This is a genomic window from Paracoccus sp. T5 (genome assembly GCF_048538155.2).
Lineage (GTDB): Bacteria > Pseudomonadota > Alphaproteobacteria > Rhodobacterales > Rhodobacteraceae > Paracoccus.
Window position 1 is genome coordinate 1,773,651 of sequence record NZ_CM135809.1, and the last position, 15,408, is coordinate 1,789,058.

The window sequence follows — 15,408 nt, forward strand, 5'->3', positions numbered from 1 at the left end:
AAGGATGAGCGACGACGGCGCCGTAATGGTGGCTGCGAACATGACGGTCGACGGCGACCGGCTGTGGGACAGCCTGATGGAGATGGCGCAGATCGGCCCCGGCATCGCGGGCGGCTGCAATCGCCAGACCCTGACGGATGCCGATGCCGAGGGTCGCGCCCTGTTCCGGCGCTGGTGCGAGGAGGCCGGGATGACCATGGGCCTCGACCGGATGGGCAACATGTTCATGCGCCATGACGGCGCCGAGCCCGACCTGGACCCGGTCTATGTCGGCAGCCACCTGGACACCCAGCCCACGGGCGGCAAGTACGACGGGGTTTTGGGCGTGCTGGCGGGGCTGGAGGTCATCCGCTCGATCCGCGACCTGGGCATCAGGACGCGGCGACCCATCGTGGTGACGAACTGGACGAACGAAGAGGGCGCGCGCTTTGCCCCGGCGATGCTGGCCTCGGGCGTCTTTGCAGGCGTACTGACCGAGGATTATGCCAACGGCCGCACCGATGCGGAGGGCAAGCGCTTTGGCGACGAGCTGGACCGGATCGGCTGGCGCGGAGAGGAGGCTCCCGGCGATCGCCGGATCCACGCGATGTTCGAATACCACATCGAGCAGGGCCCGATCCTGGAAGCCGAGGGCAAGCAGATCGGCGTCGTCACGCATGGCCAGGGGTTGTGGTGGCTGCAGGTCACGCTGACCGGCAAGGATGCGCATACCGGATCGACGCCGATGGAGATGCGGGTCAACGCGGGCCTCGGCATGGCGCGGATCATCGAGGCGGTGCACCGTATCGCCATGGACCATCAGCCGAATGCCGTGGGGGCTGTGGGTCAGGCGAACCTGTTCCCGAACAGCCGCAACGTGATCCCCGGCAAGGCGGTCTTCTGCATCGATTTCAGGTCGCCTGATCTGGAAAAGCTGACCTCGATGCGCTCGAGGCTGGAGGCGGAGGCGGCCGAGATCGCGCGGGGCCTTGGTTTGGGCATCGAGATCGAGCCGGTGGGGCATTTCGACCCGGTCACGTTCGATCCGGATCTGGTCGACAAGGTCCGCAACGCGGCCGAAAGGCTGGGCCTGAGCCAGATGGATATCGTGTCTGGCGCGGGCCATGACGCCTGCTGGATCGCCAAGGTCGCGCCGACCGTGATGATCATGTGCCCCTGCGAGGGCGGGCTGAGCCACAACGAGGCGGAGGCGATCACCCCGGCATGGGCCAAGGCCGGCGCGGATGTGCTGCTGCATGCGGTGCTGGACGCTGCCGAGATCGTCCGCTGAGCCGGTCACGGAACCATATGCCCGCATGACGCGGACGGGCGCCCGGGAGTTTCACCCCGGACCCCAAGGAATTTGCACAACGAAGAAGAGGGATGCCATGAGCACGGTCATCAGGGGCGGAACCATCGTCACGGCGGATCTGAGCTATGCAGCGGATGTGCTGATCGAGGATGGCAAGATCACGGCGATCGGTCAGGGGCTGACGGGCGACAGGGTTCTGGATGCCACGGGCTGCTATGTCATGCCGGGCGGGATCGATCCGCACACGCATCTGGAAATGCCCTTCATGGGCACCTATTCGGCCGATGACTTCGAGAGCGGCACGCGGGCGGCGCTGGCGGGCGGGACGACGATGGTGGTGGATTTCGCGCTGCCCTCGCCTGGTCAGGGGCTGCTGGACGCGCTGCAGATGTGGGACAACAAGTCGGGCCGCGCGCATTGCGACTACAGCTATCACATGGCGGTAACCTGGTGGGGGCAGCAGGTCTTTGACGAGATGCAGGCGGTGGTGGATCGCGGCATCACCAGCTTCAAGCATTTCATGGCCTACAAGGGCGCGTTGATGGTGAATGACGACGAGTTGTTCGCCTCGTTCCGCCGGGTGGGCGACCTGGGCGGCATCGCCATGGTCCATGCCGAGAACGGCGATGTGGTGGCGGAACTCTCGGCGCGGCTGCTGGCCGAGGGCAACACCGGCCCCGAGGCGCATGCCTATTCCCGCCCCCCGCAGGTCGAGGGCGAGGCCACGAACCGCGCGATCATGGTGGCCGACATGGCGGGCGTGCCGCTGTATGTCGTCCATGTCAGCTGCGAGGACAGCCACGAGGCGATCCGGCGCGCGCGCGCCCAGGGCAAGCGCGTCTGGGGCGAGCCGCTGATCCAGCACCTGACCCTGGACGAATCCGAATATTTCAACGCCGACTGGGACCACGCCGCGCGGCGCGTGATGTCGCCGCCGTTCCGCAACAAGATGCACCAGGACAGCCTATGGGCCGGGTTGCAGTCGGGCAGCCTGTCGGTGGTGGCGACCGATCACTGCGCCTTTACCACCGACCAGAAACGCACCGGCATCGGCGACTTCACCAAGATCCCCAACGGCACAGGGGGCCTGGAGGACCGGATGCCGATGCTATGGACGCATGGGGTCGGCACGGGGCGGCTGACGCCCAATGAGTTCGTGGCCGCGACCTCGACCAACATCGCCAAGATCCTCGGCATGTATCCGAAAAAGGGCGCCGTGCTGGTCGGGTCGGATGCCGACTTGGTGGTCTGGGACCCCGAGGCCGAAAAGACCATCAGCGCGGGCAGCCAGCAATCGGCGATCGACTACAACGTCTTCGAGGGCCAGCAGGTCAAGGGCCTGCCGCGCTTTACCCTGACCCGCGGTGTGGTGGCCGTGACCGAGGGCAAGGTCGACAGCCGCGAAGGGCATGGCGAATTCGTCGCGCGCGAGCCGCGCGGCACCGTCAACCGGGCGCTGAGCGCCTGGAAGGAACTGACCGCGCCGCGCCCCGTCCAGCGCGGCGGCATTCCGGCAAGCGGGGTCTGAGTTGAGCGTGATCGAAGCCCAGGGCGTCAGCCTGACCTTCCAGACGGCGGACGGCCCGGTCCATGCGCTGAAGGACGTGAACCTCTCTGTCGCCCCCGGCGATTTCGTCAGCTTCATCGGCCCGTCGGGCTGCGGCAAGACCACCTTCCTGCGCAGCATCGCGGCGCTGGAGACGCCCACCGGCGGCGCCCTGCGCGTGAACGGGATGGACCCGGACGCGGCGCGACGGGCGCGGGCCTATGGCTATGTCTTCCAGGCGCCGGGGCTCTATCCCTGGCGCACCATCGCTGGAAACATCTCGCTGCCGCTGGAGATCATGGGCTTTTCCCGCGCCCAACGGGCCGAGCGCGTGGCCCGCGTCATGGACCTGGTCGAACTGTCGGGCTTTGGCGGAAAGTTTCCCTGGCAGTTGTCCGGCGGCATGCAGCAGCGCGCCAGCATCGCCCGCGCCCTGGCCTTCGATGCCGACATCCTGCTGATGGACGAACCCTTCGGCGCCCTGGACGAAATCGTACGCGACCGCTTGAACGAGGCACTGCTGGCATTGTGGCGCAAGACCGGCAAGACAATCGGTTTCGTCACCCATTCGATCCCCGAGGCGGTCTATCTCTCGACCAAGATCGTCGTGATGTCGCCCCGCCCCGGACGCATCACCCGCATCATCGACAGCCCTCTGCCCCCGGAGCGCCCGCTGGAGATCCGCGACACGCCGGAATTCATCGCCTTGGCCCATGAGGTTCGCGAGGGGCTGCGCGAAGGGCACAGCTATGACTGACGCGGTCCTGAACGCGCCTGTCGCGCGCCGCCTGCGAATGCCGACCGGCGACTTGCTGCCGATCCTGACCGTGCTGCTGGTGATCGTCGGGATCTGGTATCTGGGCGCGATCCGCATGAACGCGACCTGGGAACGCGACCAGGCCGCCCGTGCCGGAGTCGAGCTGACTTTGCCCGATCTGGTGGCGCGTACGCTGTCGCAGGACCGGCCGGTCCTGCCCGCGCCGCACCAGGTTGCGGTGGGCCTTTGGGAGGGCGTGACAGGGCAGGCCATCACGTCGCGCCGCAGCCTGGTCTGGCATAGCTGGGTGACGTTGTCGGCGACCCTGGCGGGCTTTGCGATGGGCACCGCGGCCGGCATCCTGCTGGCGGTCGGCATCGTCCACAGCCGCAGCATGGACCAGTCGGTGATGCCCTGGGCCGTGGCCAGCCAGACGGTCCCGATCCTGGCCATCGCCCCCATGGTCATCGTCGTGCTGGCCAGCGCCGGCATCACCGGCCTTCTGCCAAAGGCAATCATCGCGGCCTGGCTGTCCTTCTTTCCGGTGCTGGTCGGCATGGTCAAGGGGCTGCGAACCCCCGATGCGATGCAGCTGGACCAGATGCGATCCTGGAGCGCCAGCCGCGCGCAGGTCTTTCTGCGGCTGCGGCTGCCCTCGTCCCTGCCCTACCTCTTTGCCAGCCTCAAGGTGGCGATCGCGGCGGCCCTGGTCGGCACGATCGTGGGCGAACTGCCGGCCGGTGCCACGGCGGGCCTTGGGGCGCGGCTGCTCTCGGGCAGCTATTACGGGCAGACGGTGCAGATCTGGGCCGCGCTGTTCGCGGCGGCGATCCTGGCCGCCGCGCTGGTCGCGTTGATCGGGCTGATCGAACGCGCGACGCTGAAGCAGATGGGGCTGTCCCGATGAGCGCGCTGCCGATCCTGGGTGTCTGGCTGGGCGGCCTGGCGCTGAACATCTGGCTGGCACGGTTCGAAACCCGCGCCACCCGCACCCTGGTCGCGGTGATCTTTGGCGCCACGGTGATCCTCCTGTGGGAAATGATCGTCCGGATCTATGCCGTGCCCGCCGTGATCCTGCCCGCGCCCAGCCAGATCGCCGACAGCTTCGTGGCCAACCGCGGCATCCTCTGGACGGACTTCGTGCAGACGATCCTGCGCGGCGCCCTGACCGGCTGGCTGATCGGGGCGGGGGCGGCGGTGCTGACCGCCATCGCCATCGACCGCAGCCCCTTCCTGCAGCGCGGGTTGCTGCCCATCGGAAACTTCGTCGCGGCCCTGCCGATCGTCGGCATCGCGCCGATCCTGGTCATGTGGTTCGGCTTTGACTGGCAGTCCAAGGCCGCGGTGGTCGTGGTCATGGTCTTCTTCCCGATCCTGGTGAACATGGTGGCGGGCCTTAAGGCCACCGACGCCATGCAGCGCGACCTGATGGCCAGCTGGGCCGCCCCCTATGGCGCCGCCCTGTGGAAGCTGCGGATGCCGGCCGCGATGCCGTTCCTGTTCAACGGGCTCAAGATCACCACGACGCTGGCGCTGATCGGGGCGATCGTCGCGGAATTCTTCGGCAGCCCGACGCGGGGCATGGGGTTCCGGATCTCGACTGCGGTGGGGCGGCTGGATCTGCCGCTGGTCTGGGCGGAAATTGTCGTGGCGGCGCTCGCGGGAACGCTGTTCTATGGGCTTGTCGCGCTGATCGAAAAGAAGGTGACGTTCTGGCACCCGTCGCAGCGCACATGAACGGGGCCGATGCCCCTCAACAGGAGAGCTAGGGAATGAAACGACTGATGATCTCGGCGGCGGGGCTGGCGCTGATGGCAGGGGCGGCGCAGGCCGAGGACCTGACGCTGCAGCTGAAATGGGTGACGCAGGCCCAGTTCGCGGGCTATTACGTGGCCCAGGACAAGGGCTTCTACGAGGAAGAGGGCCTGAACGTCACCATCCTGCCGGGCGGGCCGGACATCGCGCCGACGCAGGTCCTGGCGGGCGGCGGGGCCGATGTCATCGTCGAATGGATGCCCGCAGCCCTGGCCGCACGCGAAAAGGGCCTGCCGCTGGTGAACATCGCGCAGCCCTTCAAGGCCTCGGGGATGATGCTGACCTGCCTGAAGGAAAGCGGGATCGAGGATCCCAAGACCGATTTTGCGGGCAAGACCTTGGGCGTCTGGTTCGCGGGCAACGAATACCCGTTCCTCAGCTGGATGAACACGCTCGGCCTCTCGACCGAGGGCGGGCCAGAAGGCGTGACGGTCCTCAAGCAGGGCTTCAACGTCGATCCGCTGCTGCAGAAGCAGGCAGCCTGCATCAGCACCATGACCTATAACGAATACGGCCAGGTCCTGGACGCGGGCCTGTCCGAGGACGACCTCGTGACCTTTAAATACGAGGATCAGGGCGTGGCCACGCTGGAGGACGGGCTCTACGTGCTGGAAAGCACCCTGGAGGACCAGGCCAAGGTCGATGCCTTGGCCCGTTTCGTCCGCGCCAGCATGAAGGGCTGGGACTATGCCGCCGAGAACCCCGAGGAAGCCGCCGAGATCGTGCTGGAGAACGACGAATCCGGCGCCCAGACCATCGAGCATCAAACCCGCATGATGACCGAGATCGCCAAGCTGCTGGAAGGCTCGGACGGCCGGCTGGCCGAGGCGGATTACCAGCGCACGGTGGATATCCTGCTGTCGGGCGGATCGGACCCGGTGATCCAGGCCGCGCCCGAAGGGGCCTGGGTCCCGACGGTGACGGACGCCGCCTTCAACTGATCCCTTACCCCCAGATCGGGAAAGGGCCGCCCCCTGGGCGGCCCTTTTGCTATTCCGCCGGCGCCGTTCGCGCCCGCTTCGTTTTTTGCCGCGAGGTCCGGCGCAGGCGGCGGCGGCCGTCCCAGGCCAGCAGCGTCGGCGTCAGCAGCAGCGTCACTGCCGTGGCGACCACCAGCCCGCCCGCGATGCCGGTGGAGAGCTGGATCCAGAACTGCCCCGAAGGCGCCCCGAAATAGAGATCGCGGCCCACGAAGTCTATCGTCATGCCCATCACCATCGGCAACAGCCCGATCACCGTGGTCGAGGCAGTCAGCAGCACCGGCCGGAAGCGTTCTGCCGCCGCGCGCCGGGCGGCACGGTCGGGGTCCAGGCCATTGCCAATGTGTTCGTTATAGGCATCGATCAGCACGATGTTGTTGTTCACCACCACCCCGGCCAGCGCCATGATGCCGATGCCGCTCATGACGATGGAAAAGGCCTCCTGCCGGATCATCAGGCCCAGGAACACCCCCGCGATCGAAAAGATGATCGCCGTCAGCACCAGGAAAGCCTGGTAGAAGCTGTTCATCTGGATCAGCAGGATGGTGAACATCAGGAAGATCGCGGCAACAAAGGCGCCCATCAGGAAGGTCATCGCCTCCTCCTGGTCCTCGATCTCGCCGCCAAAGCTGACTTCGACGCCCTCGGGCAGGTCGGCCTGGTCGATGGCGGCGGCGATCCGGTCCAGTTCGGCCTGCAGCGTCGTTCCCGGCGCCAGATCGGCGGTCAGGGTCTGCGTCTCGCGCGAGGCGATGCGGGTGATGGCCGCGGGCGCGGGCGCCGGCACGATCTGCACCACGTTCGAGATCGGGACCTGCCCCGAGGGCACGGTCACCCGCAGCGCCGACAGGTTTTCCAGGTTCCGCTGCTCGGGCGGATAGCGCAGCGCGATATCCACCTCGTCATCGGCGAAATCGGGCAGGTAGGTGCCCAGGTTCACGCCATTGGTCAGCAGCCGCACGGCCGTGCCGATGGTGTCCATGTCCACGCCATAGCGGGCGGATTCCTCGCGGTCGACGACCAGGCGGATCTCGGGGTTGGGACGCGGCGTGTCATTGGCGATGTCGACGAAGCTGCCCATCTCCACCATCATCCGCTGGATCGCCTCGGCCGAGGCCTGAAGATCGGCGCGGTTGGTGGCGGACACCTCGATCTGGACCGGGCGGGACGCCGCCGGACCCGAGGCCGCGGCCTCGATCTGGATGCCGATGCCGGGCACCTGCGAGGCCGCCTGGCGCATCCCCTCGATGACCTCGTCCGACCCCGCCCGCAGGCGCCAGTCGGTGAACTCGACCTGGATCTGGCCGATCACGTCGCTGGGGAGGCTGGACCGGACCCGCTCCTCGACCGAGCCGATGGTCCGGGTATAGACACGCTCGACCCCGTCAAATCCCAGCAGCTGGCGTTCCACCAGCCGTACCAGCTGATCGCTCTCCATGACCGACAGGTTGCCGTTGGCGGTCACCTGCACCTGTGCGCGTTCGGCATCGGTTTCGGGAAAGAACTCGACCCCGCGACCCAGCTGGCCATAGGCATAGAACACCACCAGCAGCATCAGGATCGACAGCCCCAGCGAGGCGCCGGGCCGCGCGATGGTCCAGCGCGAGAACCGGTTCATGACCGAGGGCACGTCGTCGGTCTCCGGTTCGGGCGACATGTCCTCGCCCCCTCCGCCCAGGATGGTGCCGGTGACCGGCACGAAGATCAACGCCATCACCAGCGACATCAGCAGCGTGGCGATCATGGTGGCAGGCAGGTAGAACATGAACTGCCCCGCCAGTCCCGGCCAGAACAGCAGCGGAAAGAACACCGCGAGCGTCGTCGCGGTCGAGGCGATGATAGGCCAGGCCATGCGCTGCGCGGCCATCATGAAGGCCTGGACCTTGCCATGGCCCTTGGCGATCAGCCGTTCGCCCAGTTCCACCACCACGATGGCCCCGTCGACCAGCATGCCCACGACCAGGATCAGCGCGAACAGCACGATCACGTTCATCGTGTAGCCCAAGGCCCAGATGATCAGGATGCCGCCCAGGAACGACCCGGGGATCGCCACCGCCACCAGCAGCGAGGCGCGCACCCCCAAGAACAGCACCGTGACCAGCATCACCAGCACCACGGCGGCGATCACGTTGTTCTGCAGGTCCGACAGCAGGTCGCGCATCTCCTTGGACTGGTCGTTCATGAAGACGATCGAAACCTGGTCGGGCCAGTCGGCCGAGGTGTCCTGCACGATCGCGCGGACCGCCTCGACCGTGTCGATGATGTTGGCGCCGGCCGACTTGCGCACGTCGATGGCCAGGGCGGGCCGGCCGTCGATGCGGGCAAAGCTGGTCGGGTCCTTGAAGGTCTGGCGCACCTCGGCCAGGTCCTGCACACGCAGCACCGTGGGGCCGTTCACCAGGACGGGGATCGACATGATCTCGTCGATCTGGACCACGGTTCCGGGGATCGACACGCCAAGCCGCCCCGCGCCGGTGTCAAAGGCGCCCACCGCGATCAGCTGGTTGTTGGCCTGCACCGCCTGCGACAGCTGCCCCGGCGAGATGCCGTAGGTCTCCATCGCCAGCGGATCGACCAGGATCTCCAGCTGGTCTTCCCGCTCCCCGGTCAGGTCGGCCTGCAGGACGCCGCTGACCGTCTCGATCCGGTCGCTGAGGGCACGGCCAAGGCGGATCAGCTCGCGTTCGGGCACCTGTCCCGACAGGGCGACGGTCAGGATCGGAAAGGTCGACATGTCGATTTCGCGCACGAAGGGCCCGTCGGCGGCGGGCGGAATGTCCGGCTCGGCATCGTCGACGGCATCCTTGACCGATTGCAGCGCGGTATCCTGGTCAAAGCCCGGCCGGAACTCCAACGTGATCGAGGCAAAGCCTTCGGAGGCCACCGTCTCCATCCGCCGCAACCCGTCCAGCGCGTTCACCTTGCGCTCGACCGGCTCGGCCAGGAGCTTGGCGGCATCCTCGGCCGCGACGCCGCTATAGGTCACGTTGACGATGAAGATCGGGATATCGACCTCGGGCATCGATTCCTTGGGGATCGTGACATAGGCCATGAAGCCCGCCGCGATCAGCGCCACCATGGTCAGGATGATGGTCCGGGCGCGGGAAAAGGCGGCGGCGATCAGGGCGTTCATTGCCGTCCCCCTCAGTCGGCCGGCGCGGGCGCGCGCGCCTCGGCGGCATTGGCGGCACCCAGCAAGGCTGCGGCATCCTGCCCCGGGGCGGGCGCGGCCGCATCCATCGCCGCGTCGCCGGCCTCAGCCCCATCGCCGCCCAGCACGCTGCGGAATTCCTCGGGCGTTTCGCTGATCCGCGCCTTCTGCCCGTCGTTCAGCGCGCCTTGTGAGATCGTGACAAGCCGCGCCTCCTCGGGCAGCCCGCTGACCCAGACCGCCTCGGCCAGCGCCTGGACGATCTCGATCGGCTGAAAGCGCAGCGTCTCGCCATCCTCGTCGACGGTAAAGACCCCGATCCGGCCCGCGTCATCCAGCCGGATCAGCGCCGGAGAGATGCGATGCGCCCGCTGCTCCTCCATGGGCAGGGAGATCTCGGCACTCAGGCCGGCGGGGATCTGGCCATCGGGGTTCGGCACCTCCAGCTCGACGCGGAAGGTGCGCGTCTCCGAGGTCGCAACGGGCGCGATGAAGCTGACCACCGCCTCGGCCTTGCGCCCGCCCTGGAAGGTCACCTGCCCCACCTGCCCCAGCTGAACCGAGGTGATCTCGCTCTGGCGAACCTCGATCTCCGCGATCAGGGGGTCGTTGTTGACCATCTCCAGGACCTCGCCCCCCGGCTGCACGAAGCTGCCCAGGTCGGCGATCACGCGGCTGACCGTGCCGGTGATCGGCGCCACCAGGCGGGTGTTCTGCAATTCCAGTTCGGCCGCCCGCAGGTCGGCCCGTGCCGATTCCAGCGCCGCGAAACGCGACTGCAGCTCGGCCTCCGAGGTAACGCCCCGCTCGCGCAGCTGGCGCGCGGCGTCGTAATCGCGCTCGGCTGACCGCAACTCGGCCTCGGCCCGCGCGATGCTTGCCTCGCGATCATCTGCCGACAGGCGCGCCAGCTGGTCGCCCGCCTGCGCCTCGTGTCCTTGGCGGACCACCTCCTCGACGATGCCGCCCGTCCGGGCCCGCAGGATCGACGTCTGGTTGGGAACCACATTGCCGAACAGGACGGTGCGCGGCCGGATCACCTCGGCGGTGCTGAGGCTGGCGGCGACATTCGGCACCGGCACCACGACCGGCTCGGCCACCGGCGGCGGCTGGCGGTTCATCATCCCGCCTCCGATCCAGAAGACCAGGAATCCCAGGATCGCCAGAAAAACCAGCGTCGAAGAGGACAGTAAACGCGACATCGTCATCCAGTTCTGCGGGTCACGGCGGATGGCTCAGCCGCGCCTTGCGGGCCAAAGGGGCCATTGCGAGGGTTGCCCCTTAAATGGCAACCGGGCCGCCTCCGTTCAACCGCCCGCGCCCTGTCGGCGCTGCACCGCCAGATCAAATTCGCGTCGCTGCAGGCGTCTGGTAGCCCGTGACAGATTCGAACTGCCGACCGGCCCGGTGTAAACGGGACGCTCTACCACTGAGCTAACGGGCCATCGCACCACGCGACCTGCGCAGCATTAAGCCGGCGGAACGCGACTTGGCAAGGCCAAAAACCCGTGCAGTTCAGTCCCGATCCTCGGGATGCCTCAGCATCAGGCACTGGCCCTGCCGGACCAGATGCACCGCGCCTTGGCGCAACTCGCCCTCGGCCAGCCGCGCGACCGGCCGCGACAGGGCCAGCACCCGCAGCATGCGCAGGGTGATCCCGTGGCTGACGATCAGCGTGGGCCCGATCAGGGTCGCCAGAAACTCGCGGCACCGCCGCGCCAGCGCCGCCAGACCCTCTCCCTCCGGGCAGCGGTCGTACCACTCCAGCGGCCCGCCCGTGAACAGGTCCGGATGATCCCGCTGCAGATCCGCCAGAAGGCAGCCCGCGAAACGGCCAATCCCGATTTCGGACAGGCGCGGATCAATAGCGAAGCCCGCCGCGCCAAAGACCCGCTCGGCCGTGCGCAGCGCCCGTCCCTGCGGACTGGACAGGCGCAGGCCCGCAACCTGGCGCACCAGCTCGGCCTGCCACCCGGCCTGCCGCACCCCCAGTCCGGTCAGCGGCGCGTCAAGGGCGCCCTGCAACCGGCCTTCGGCATTCCACAGCGTCTCACCATGCCGCATCAGATAGAGGTCAGGCAGGTCACGCATGATGAGACATGGATCGGGGGATTGGAGCGGGTGAAGGGAATCGAACCCTCGTCGTAAGCTTGGGAAGCTTCTGCTCTACCATTGAGCTACACCCGCCTTGCTGTTCGGGTAGCCCAAGCCGCGCGCAGCGTCAAGCCTCAGCGCAGGCCCATCTCGGCCAGCGCGGCCGCAATGGAGGGCGGCAGCGGCTCCTCGGCGGCCCGGCTGCGCGGCAGGTCGGGCGGGGCATCGCCGGCGGCCAGATAGCGCCAGCCCTGGAACGGCCGGCGTGGCACCGCGGCGATCCGGACCAAGTCGCGGTCCAGCACCAGGCCGCAGCGCAGGATGCCATCCCCGCCCTCGATCCGCTCCAGCGACAGGATGCGCTGGCGCGCCAGCATCGTGCCCTTGAACACCCAGAAGATGGACCCGCCGGCCAGCAGCTCGGCCTCGCGCTTGGGCCACATGCGGGTGACATGCATGGCCGCGCCGGCGCCAAAGCGCTGCGCCTGCCAGGCGGCCAGATCCTCGGGCGCCTCGGCGCCGACACAAAGCTTCATCAGGTGCAGGGTCGCTTCCATGGCCCTGACCTAGTGCGCCCCGCGCCTCAACTCAAGGGATCGTGACGCCGCTTTCCTGGCGCGATCACCTCCGCCCGAGGCACGCCCCGTCATGACGAAAAAGGGCCGCATCGGATGATGCGGCCCCCTGTTCAGTTCCAGCCTCGGGCCGGGATCACAGCTCGTCCAGCGCCTCGACGGCCTTTTCCAGCTCTTCCTTGGTCACGGTCTTTTCCTCGACCTTCGCCTGCTCGGCGATGTGGTCGACGACCTTGTCCTCGAAGATCGGCGCGCGCAGCTGCTGCTGGGCGCCCTGGTTCTGCTGGATGAACTCGAAGAACTGACGCTCCTGCCCCGGATACTGACGGGCGGCGCGCAGGACGGCCTGGGTCATCTCCTGGTCGGTCACGGTCACTTCGGCCTTCTGGCCGATCTCGGCCAGCAGCAGGCCAAGCCGCACCCGGCGCTCGGCCAGGGTCTTGTGCTCGTCCGTCGGCTCGATCGAGCCGTGGTTGTGGTCGTGAACCTCGGGGTTCTCCTCGTGCCACAGCTGGTGGGCGATCTGGGACGCCTCGGCCTCGACCAGCGATTCGGGCAGGTCGAACTTGACCTTCTCGTCCAGCTGATCCAGCAGCGACCGCTTCATGACCGCGCGCGCGGCGCCGGCATATTCGGCCTCCAGGCGTTCGGCGATCTGCTTCTTCAGACCGTCCAGGTCCTCGGCGCCGAACTTCTTGGCCAGTTCGTCGTCGATCTCGGCTTCCTTGGGGGCCTTCACGGCCTTGACCTTGCATTCGAAGGTCGCGGCCTTGCCGGCCAGGTGCGGGGCGCCGTATTCCTCGGGGAAGCTCACCTCGACCTTGACCTCGTCATCGGCCTTGGTGCCGACCAGCTGGTCCTCGAAGCCGGGGATGAAGCTGTTCGAACCCAGGACCAGCGGATAGTCCTCGGCCTCGCCGCCCTCGAAGGCCTCGCCGTCGACAAAACCCTTGAAATCGATCACGACCTGATCGCCATCCTTGGCCTTGCTGCCCTTGCGGCGGTCCTCGAAGGACTGCGACGATTTCGCCAGATTGGCCAGCGCCTCGGTGATGGCCTCTTCCTCGGCCGGCACGGACAGCTTTTCCAGCGACAGCGTGGTCAGGTCGACCTCGGGGATCTCGGGCAGCTTTTCATATGACACGTTGACGACGACGTCGTCGCCCTCTTTCCAGCTGTCGCCGTTCACCATCTCGACCTTGGGCTGGGTCGCCGGACGGTCGCCCGAGCTTTCCAGGTGCTCGCGCAGCGCGCCGTCGATGGCGTCCTGCATGGCTTCGCCCAGGATGCGCGGGCCGAACTGCTTCTTCAGCATGGCCATCGGGACCTTGCCCTTGCGGAAGCCCTTCATCTCGACTTCGGGCTGCGCCTCTTTCAGCTTGGCGTCGACCGTGGTGGCCAGCTCGGCGGCGGGCAGCGTGAACTGGTAGCCCCGCTTCAGACCTTCGTTCAGGGATTCCTTGACCTGCATCATCGTCCTCATAGCAAGAAGGGCCCCCGATCCGTCGGCGGCCTGAAAATTTCCGCCGTTCTAGTCGCCGTGGCCCCTGCCTGCAAGCAGATAGCACCGGCAGGCGCTGGAACATCCCGGCCGGGACGCTATGCTGCGCCCCGACCGATCGCAGGAGACGCCGATGACCCCGACCCAGACCGCCGAACCCCGGCTGACCTCGCTGGCCCATGGCGGCGGCTGCGGCTGCAAGATCGCGCCGGGCGTGCTGTCGGGCCTGCTGCGCGGCAGCGCCGCCCTGCCCGTCCCGCCGCAGCTGCTGGTCGGGATCGAGACCTCGGACGACGCCGCCGTCTATCAGCTGAACGACCACCAGGCGCTGGTCGCCACGACGGACTTCTTCATGCCGGTGGTGGACGACCCCTTCGACTTCGGCCGCATCGCCGCGACCAACGCGATCAGCGACGTTTATGCGATGGGCGCGACGCCGATCCTGGCGCTGGCGATCGTCGGCATGCCGATCAACGCGATTTCGCACGAAACGATTGCGCGCATCCTGGACGGCGGCGCCGATGTCTGCCGCGCGGCGGGCATTCCCATCGCCGGCGGCCATACCATTGATTCGGTCGAACCGATCTATGGCCTCGTGGCCCTGGGCCTGGTCGATCCGGCGCGGCTCAAGCGCAATGCCGATGCACGCCCGGGCGATGTCCTGGTGCTGGGCAAGCCCTTGGGCGTGGGCGTCATGTCGGCGGCGCTGAAAAAGGGCGCGCTGGACGCCCAGGGCTATGCCCGGATGATCGAGGTCACCACCCGGCTGAACCTGCCCGGGCCGGACCTTGCCGCGATCGACGGCGTCCATGCCATGACCGATGTCACGGGCTTCGGCCTGGGCGGCCACGCGCTGGAGATGGCGCGCGGTTCCGGCTGCGACCTGCAGATCGACTGGCAGGCGGTCCCCAGGCTGCCCGGGATCGAGGCGATGATCGCCGCCGGCCACGTCACCGGCGCCTCGGGCCGCAACTGGGCCAGCTATTCGGAGGGCGTGGCCCTGCCCGGGGGCTTCCCTGATGCCGACCGCGCCCTGCTGACCGATCCGCAGACCAGCGGCGGGCTGATGGTGGCCTGCGCGCCCGAGGCGCTGGACCAGGTGCGCGCGGCCTTTGCCCGCCACGGCTTTGCCGAGGCCGCGGTGATCGGAAAGGTCGGCCCCCGCACCGACAGGCCCCGCGTTCTGCTGCGCTAGAACCGCATCCCAAAGCTGATCGCGGCCCCTTCCGAGCCGATGCCAAAGCTGGTGGCCCCCAGGCTGATGCCGATCAGGCTGCCGGCCAGGGCCTGCCCTGCGCTATGCTCTCCCGCCTGCACGCGGCTGAAGGCGGTCAGCCCCGCTGCGCCATAGGCGACCGCGCCCAAGCCCGGCTCGTCCGCGAAACACTTGCCCGCCAGGTCGGCCGCGCCGAACCCCGCCGCCGCCGCATGGCCAGAGGGAAAGCCGCGCCCTTCGCCGGTCGGCCGCTGCCCCAGGCTCGATCCGTCCGTCAGCGCCTTCAGCGCCAGCACCAGCCCGGCCTGGACCGCGCCCCGGACGGCGAAATCCTCCAGCCGGTCCTGATCCGCCGCGCAGACCGCCGCCGCCAGTGGCAGCCCGTATTTCATCGTCGTCCCGAGCCGCTCCAGCGGCTCGGCCGCACCCGGGCCCGCCAGCCCCGCTGCCAAGGCCGCGCCCAGCATCATCCGGCGCATGGG

Annotated in this window: 13 protein-coding genes and 2 tRNA genes; 7 read left to right on the forward strand and 8 right to left on the reverse strand. The window is 67.9% G+C overall.

The window, feature by feature from the left end; genetic code table 11:
* The first annotated feature begins 4 nt into the window (after positions 1-4).
* The 6 genes from ACNR9W_RS08745 (at position 5) to ACNR9W_RS08770 (ending at position 6,350) form a co-directional block, all read left to right on the forward strand.
* A complete protein-coding gene (locus ACNR9W_RS08745; RefSeq protein WP_419267744.1) occupies positions 5-1,270 on the forward strand; it encodes a Zn-dependent hydrolase in 1,266 nt (421 codons plus the stop codon).
* 97 nt (positions 1,271-1,367) lie between these two features.
* A complete protein-coding gene (gene hydA / locus ACNR9W_RS08750) occupies positions 1,368-2,819 on the forward strand; it encodes a dihydropyrimidinase (protein WP_419267743.1) in 1,452 nt (483 codons plus the stop codon).
* A 7-nt stretch (positions 2,820-2,826) separates the two neighbouring features.
* Positions 2,827-3,594: an ABC transporter ATP-binding protein gene (locus ACNR9W_RS08755; protein WP_419267796.1), complete on the forward strand. Its 768-nt coding sequence runs from the start codon at positions 2,827-2,829 to the stop codon at positions 3,592-3,594.
* Positions 3,587-4,501 (forward strand): ABC transporter permease, encoded by a 915-nt coding sequence (locus ACNR9W_RS08760; RefSeq protein ID WP_419267742.1) that lies wholly within the window; start codon positions 3,587-3,589, stop codon positions 4,499-4,501. The genes ACNR9W_RS08755 and ACNR9W_RS08760 overlap by 8 nt, the downstream gene beginning before the upstream one ends.
* Positions 4,498-5,331: an ABC transporter permease gene (locus ACNR9W_RS08765; RefSeq protein ID WP_419267741.1), complete on the forward strand. Its 834-nt coding sequence runs from the start codon at positions 4,498-4,500 to the stop codon at positions 5,329-5,331. Before ACNR9W_RS08760 ends, ACNR9W_RS08765 begins: the two co-directional genes overlap by 4 nt.
* A 35-nt stretch (positions 5,332-5,366) precedes the next feature.
* Positions 5,367-6,350, forward strand: a complete 984-nt coding sequence (locus tag ACNR9W_RS08770) for an ABC transporter substrate-binding protein (protein ID WP_419267740.1) — start codon at positions 5,367-5,369, stop codon at positions 6,348-6,350.
* Positions 6,351-6,399: 49 nt separating this feature from the next.
* Here ACNR9W_RS08770 and ACNR9W_RS08775 read toward each other — a convergent pair whose 3' ends face one another.
* From ACNR9W_RS08775 to tig, 7 genes are all read right to left on the reverse strand, one after another.
* The gene (locus ACNR9W_RS08775; RefSeq protein ID WP_419267739.1) at positions 6,400-9,522 is read right to left on the reverse strand and encodes an efflux RND transporter permease subunit; all 3,123 of its coding nucleotides are present in this window, start codon (positions 9,520-9,522) and stop codon (positions 6,400-6,402) included.
* Between the two features lie 11 nt (positions 9,523-9,533).
* A complete protein-coding gene (locus ACNR9W_RS08780) occupies positions 9,534-10,742 on the reverse strand; it encodes an efflux RND transporter periplasmic adaptor subunit (protein WP_419267738.1) in 1,209 nt (402 codons plus the stop codon).
* Positions 10,743-10,909: 167 nt separating this feature from the next.
* Positions 10,910-10,984 (reverse strand) — tRNA-Val (locus ACNR9W_RS08785).
* Positions 10,985-11,055: 71 nt separating this feature from the next.
* Positions 11,056-11,631: a histidine phosphatase family protein gene (locus ACNR9W_RS08790; RefSeq protein WP_419267737.1), complete on the reverse strand. Its 576-nt coding sequence runs from the start codon at positions 11,629-11,631 to the stop codon at positions 11,056-11,058.
* 22 nt (positions 11,632-11,653) lie between these two features.
* Positions 11,654-11,727 (reverse strand) — tRNA-Gly (locus tag ACNR9W_RS08795).
* A gap of 41 nt (positions 11,728-11,768) precedes the next feature.
* Entirely contained in the window at positions 11,769-12,191 is a 423-nt protein-coding gene (locus tag ACNR9W_RS08800) for a DUF1489 family protein (RefSeq protein ID WP_419267736.1), read from the reverse strand.
* A gap of 154 nt (positions 12,192-12,345) precedes the next feature.
* The gene (tig, locus tag ACNR9W_RS08805) at positions 12,346-13,680 is read right to left on the reverse strand and encodes a trigger factor (RefSeq protein WP_419267795.1); all 1,335 of its coding nucleotides are present in this window, start codon (positions 13,678-13,680) and stop codon (positions 12,346-12,348) included.
* Positions 13,681-13,843: 163 nt separating this feature from the next.
* On the opposite strand from tig, the gene selD reads away from it, so the two are divergent.
* Entirely contained in the window at positions 13,844-14,905 is a 1,062-nt protein-coding gene (gene selD / locus ACNR9W_RS08810; protein WP_419267735.1) for a selenide, water dikinase SelD, read from the forward strand.
* Here selD and ACNR9W_RS08815 read toward each other — a convergent pair.
* Entirely contained in the window at positions 14,902-15,405 is a 504-nt protein-coding gene (locus ACNR9W_RS08815) for a phosphatase PAP2 family protein (protein ID WP_419267734.1), read from the reverse strand. The two genes, selD and ACNR9W_RS08815, sit on opposite strands and share 4 nt — an antisense overlap.
* Positions 15,406-15,408: the final 3 nt, after the last annotated feature.

Coding starts and splice junctions, on each gene's coding strand:
- ACNR9W_RS08745 (WP_419267744.1), top strand. CDS start 5: ATGAGCGACGACGGCGCCGTAATGGTGGCTGCGAACATGACGGTCGAC.
- hydA (WP_419267743.1), top strand. CDS start 1,368: ATGAGCACGGTCATCAGGGGCGGAACCATCGTCACGGCGGATCTGAGC.
- ACNR9W_RS08760 (WP_419267742.1), top strand. CDS start 3,587: ATGACTGACGCGGTCCTGAACGCGCCTGTCGCGCGCCGCCTGCGAATG.
- ACNR9W_RS08765 (WP_419267741.1), top strand. CDS start 4,498: ATGAGCGCGCTGCCGATCCTGGGTGTCTGGCTGGGCGGCCTGGCGCTG.
- ACNR9W_RS08770 (WP_419267740.1), top strand. CDS start 5,367: ATGAAACGACTGATGATCTCGGCGGCGGGGCTGGCGCTGATGGCAGGG.
- ACNR9W_RS08775 (WP_419267739.1), bottom strand. CDS start 9,522: ATGAACGCCCTGATCGCCGCCGCCTTTTCCCGCGCCCGGACCATCATC.
- ACNR9W_RS08780 (WP_419267738.1), bottom strand. CDS start 10,742: ATGTCGCGTTTACTGTCCTCTTCGACGCTGGTTTTTCTGGCGATCCTG.
- ACNR9W_RS08790 (WP_419267737.1), bottom strand. CDS start 11,631: ATGCGTGACCTGCCTGACCTCTATCTGATGCGGCATGGTGAGACGCTG.
- ACNR9W_RS08800 (WP_419267736.1), bottom strand. CDS start 12,191: ATGGAAGCGACCCTGCACCTGATGAAGCTTTGTGTCGGCGCCGAGGCG.
- tig (WP_419267795.1), bottom strand. CDS start 13,680: ATGCAGGTCAAGGAATCCCTGAACGAAGGTCTGAAGCGGGGCTACCAG.
- selD (WP_419267735.1), top strand. CDS start 13,844: ATGACCCCGACCCAGACCGCCGAACCCCGGCTGACCTCGCTGGCCCAT.
- ACNR9W_RS08815 (WP_419267734.1), bottom strand. CDS start 15,405: ATGCGCCGGATGATGCTGGGCGCGGCCTTGGCAGCGGGGCTGGCGGGC.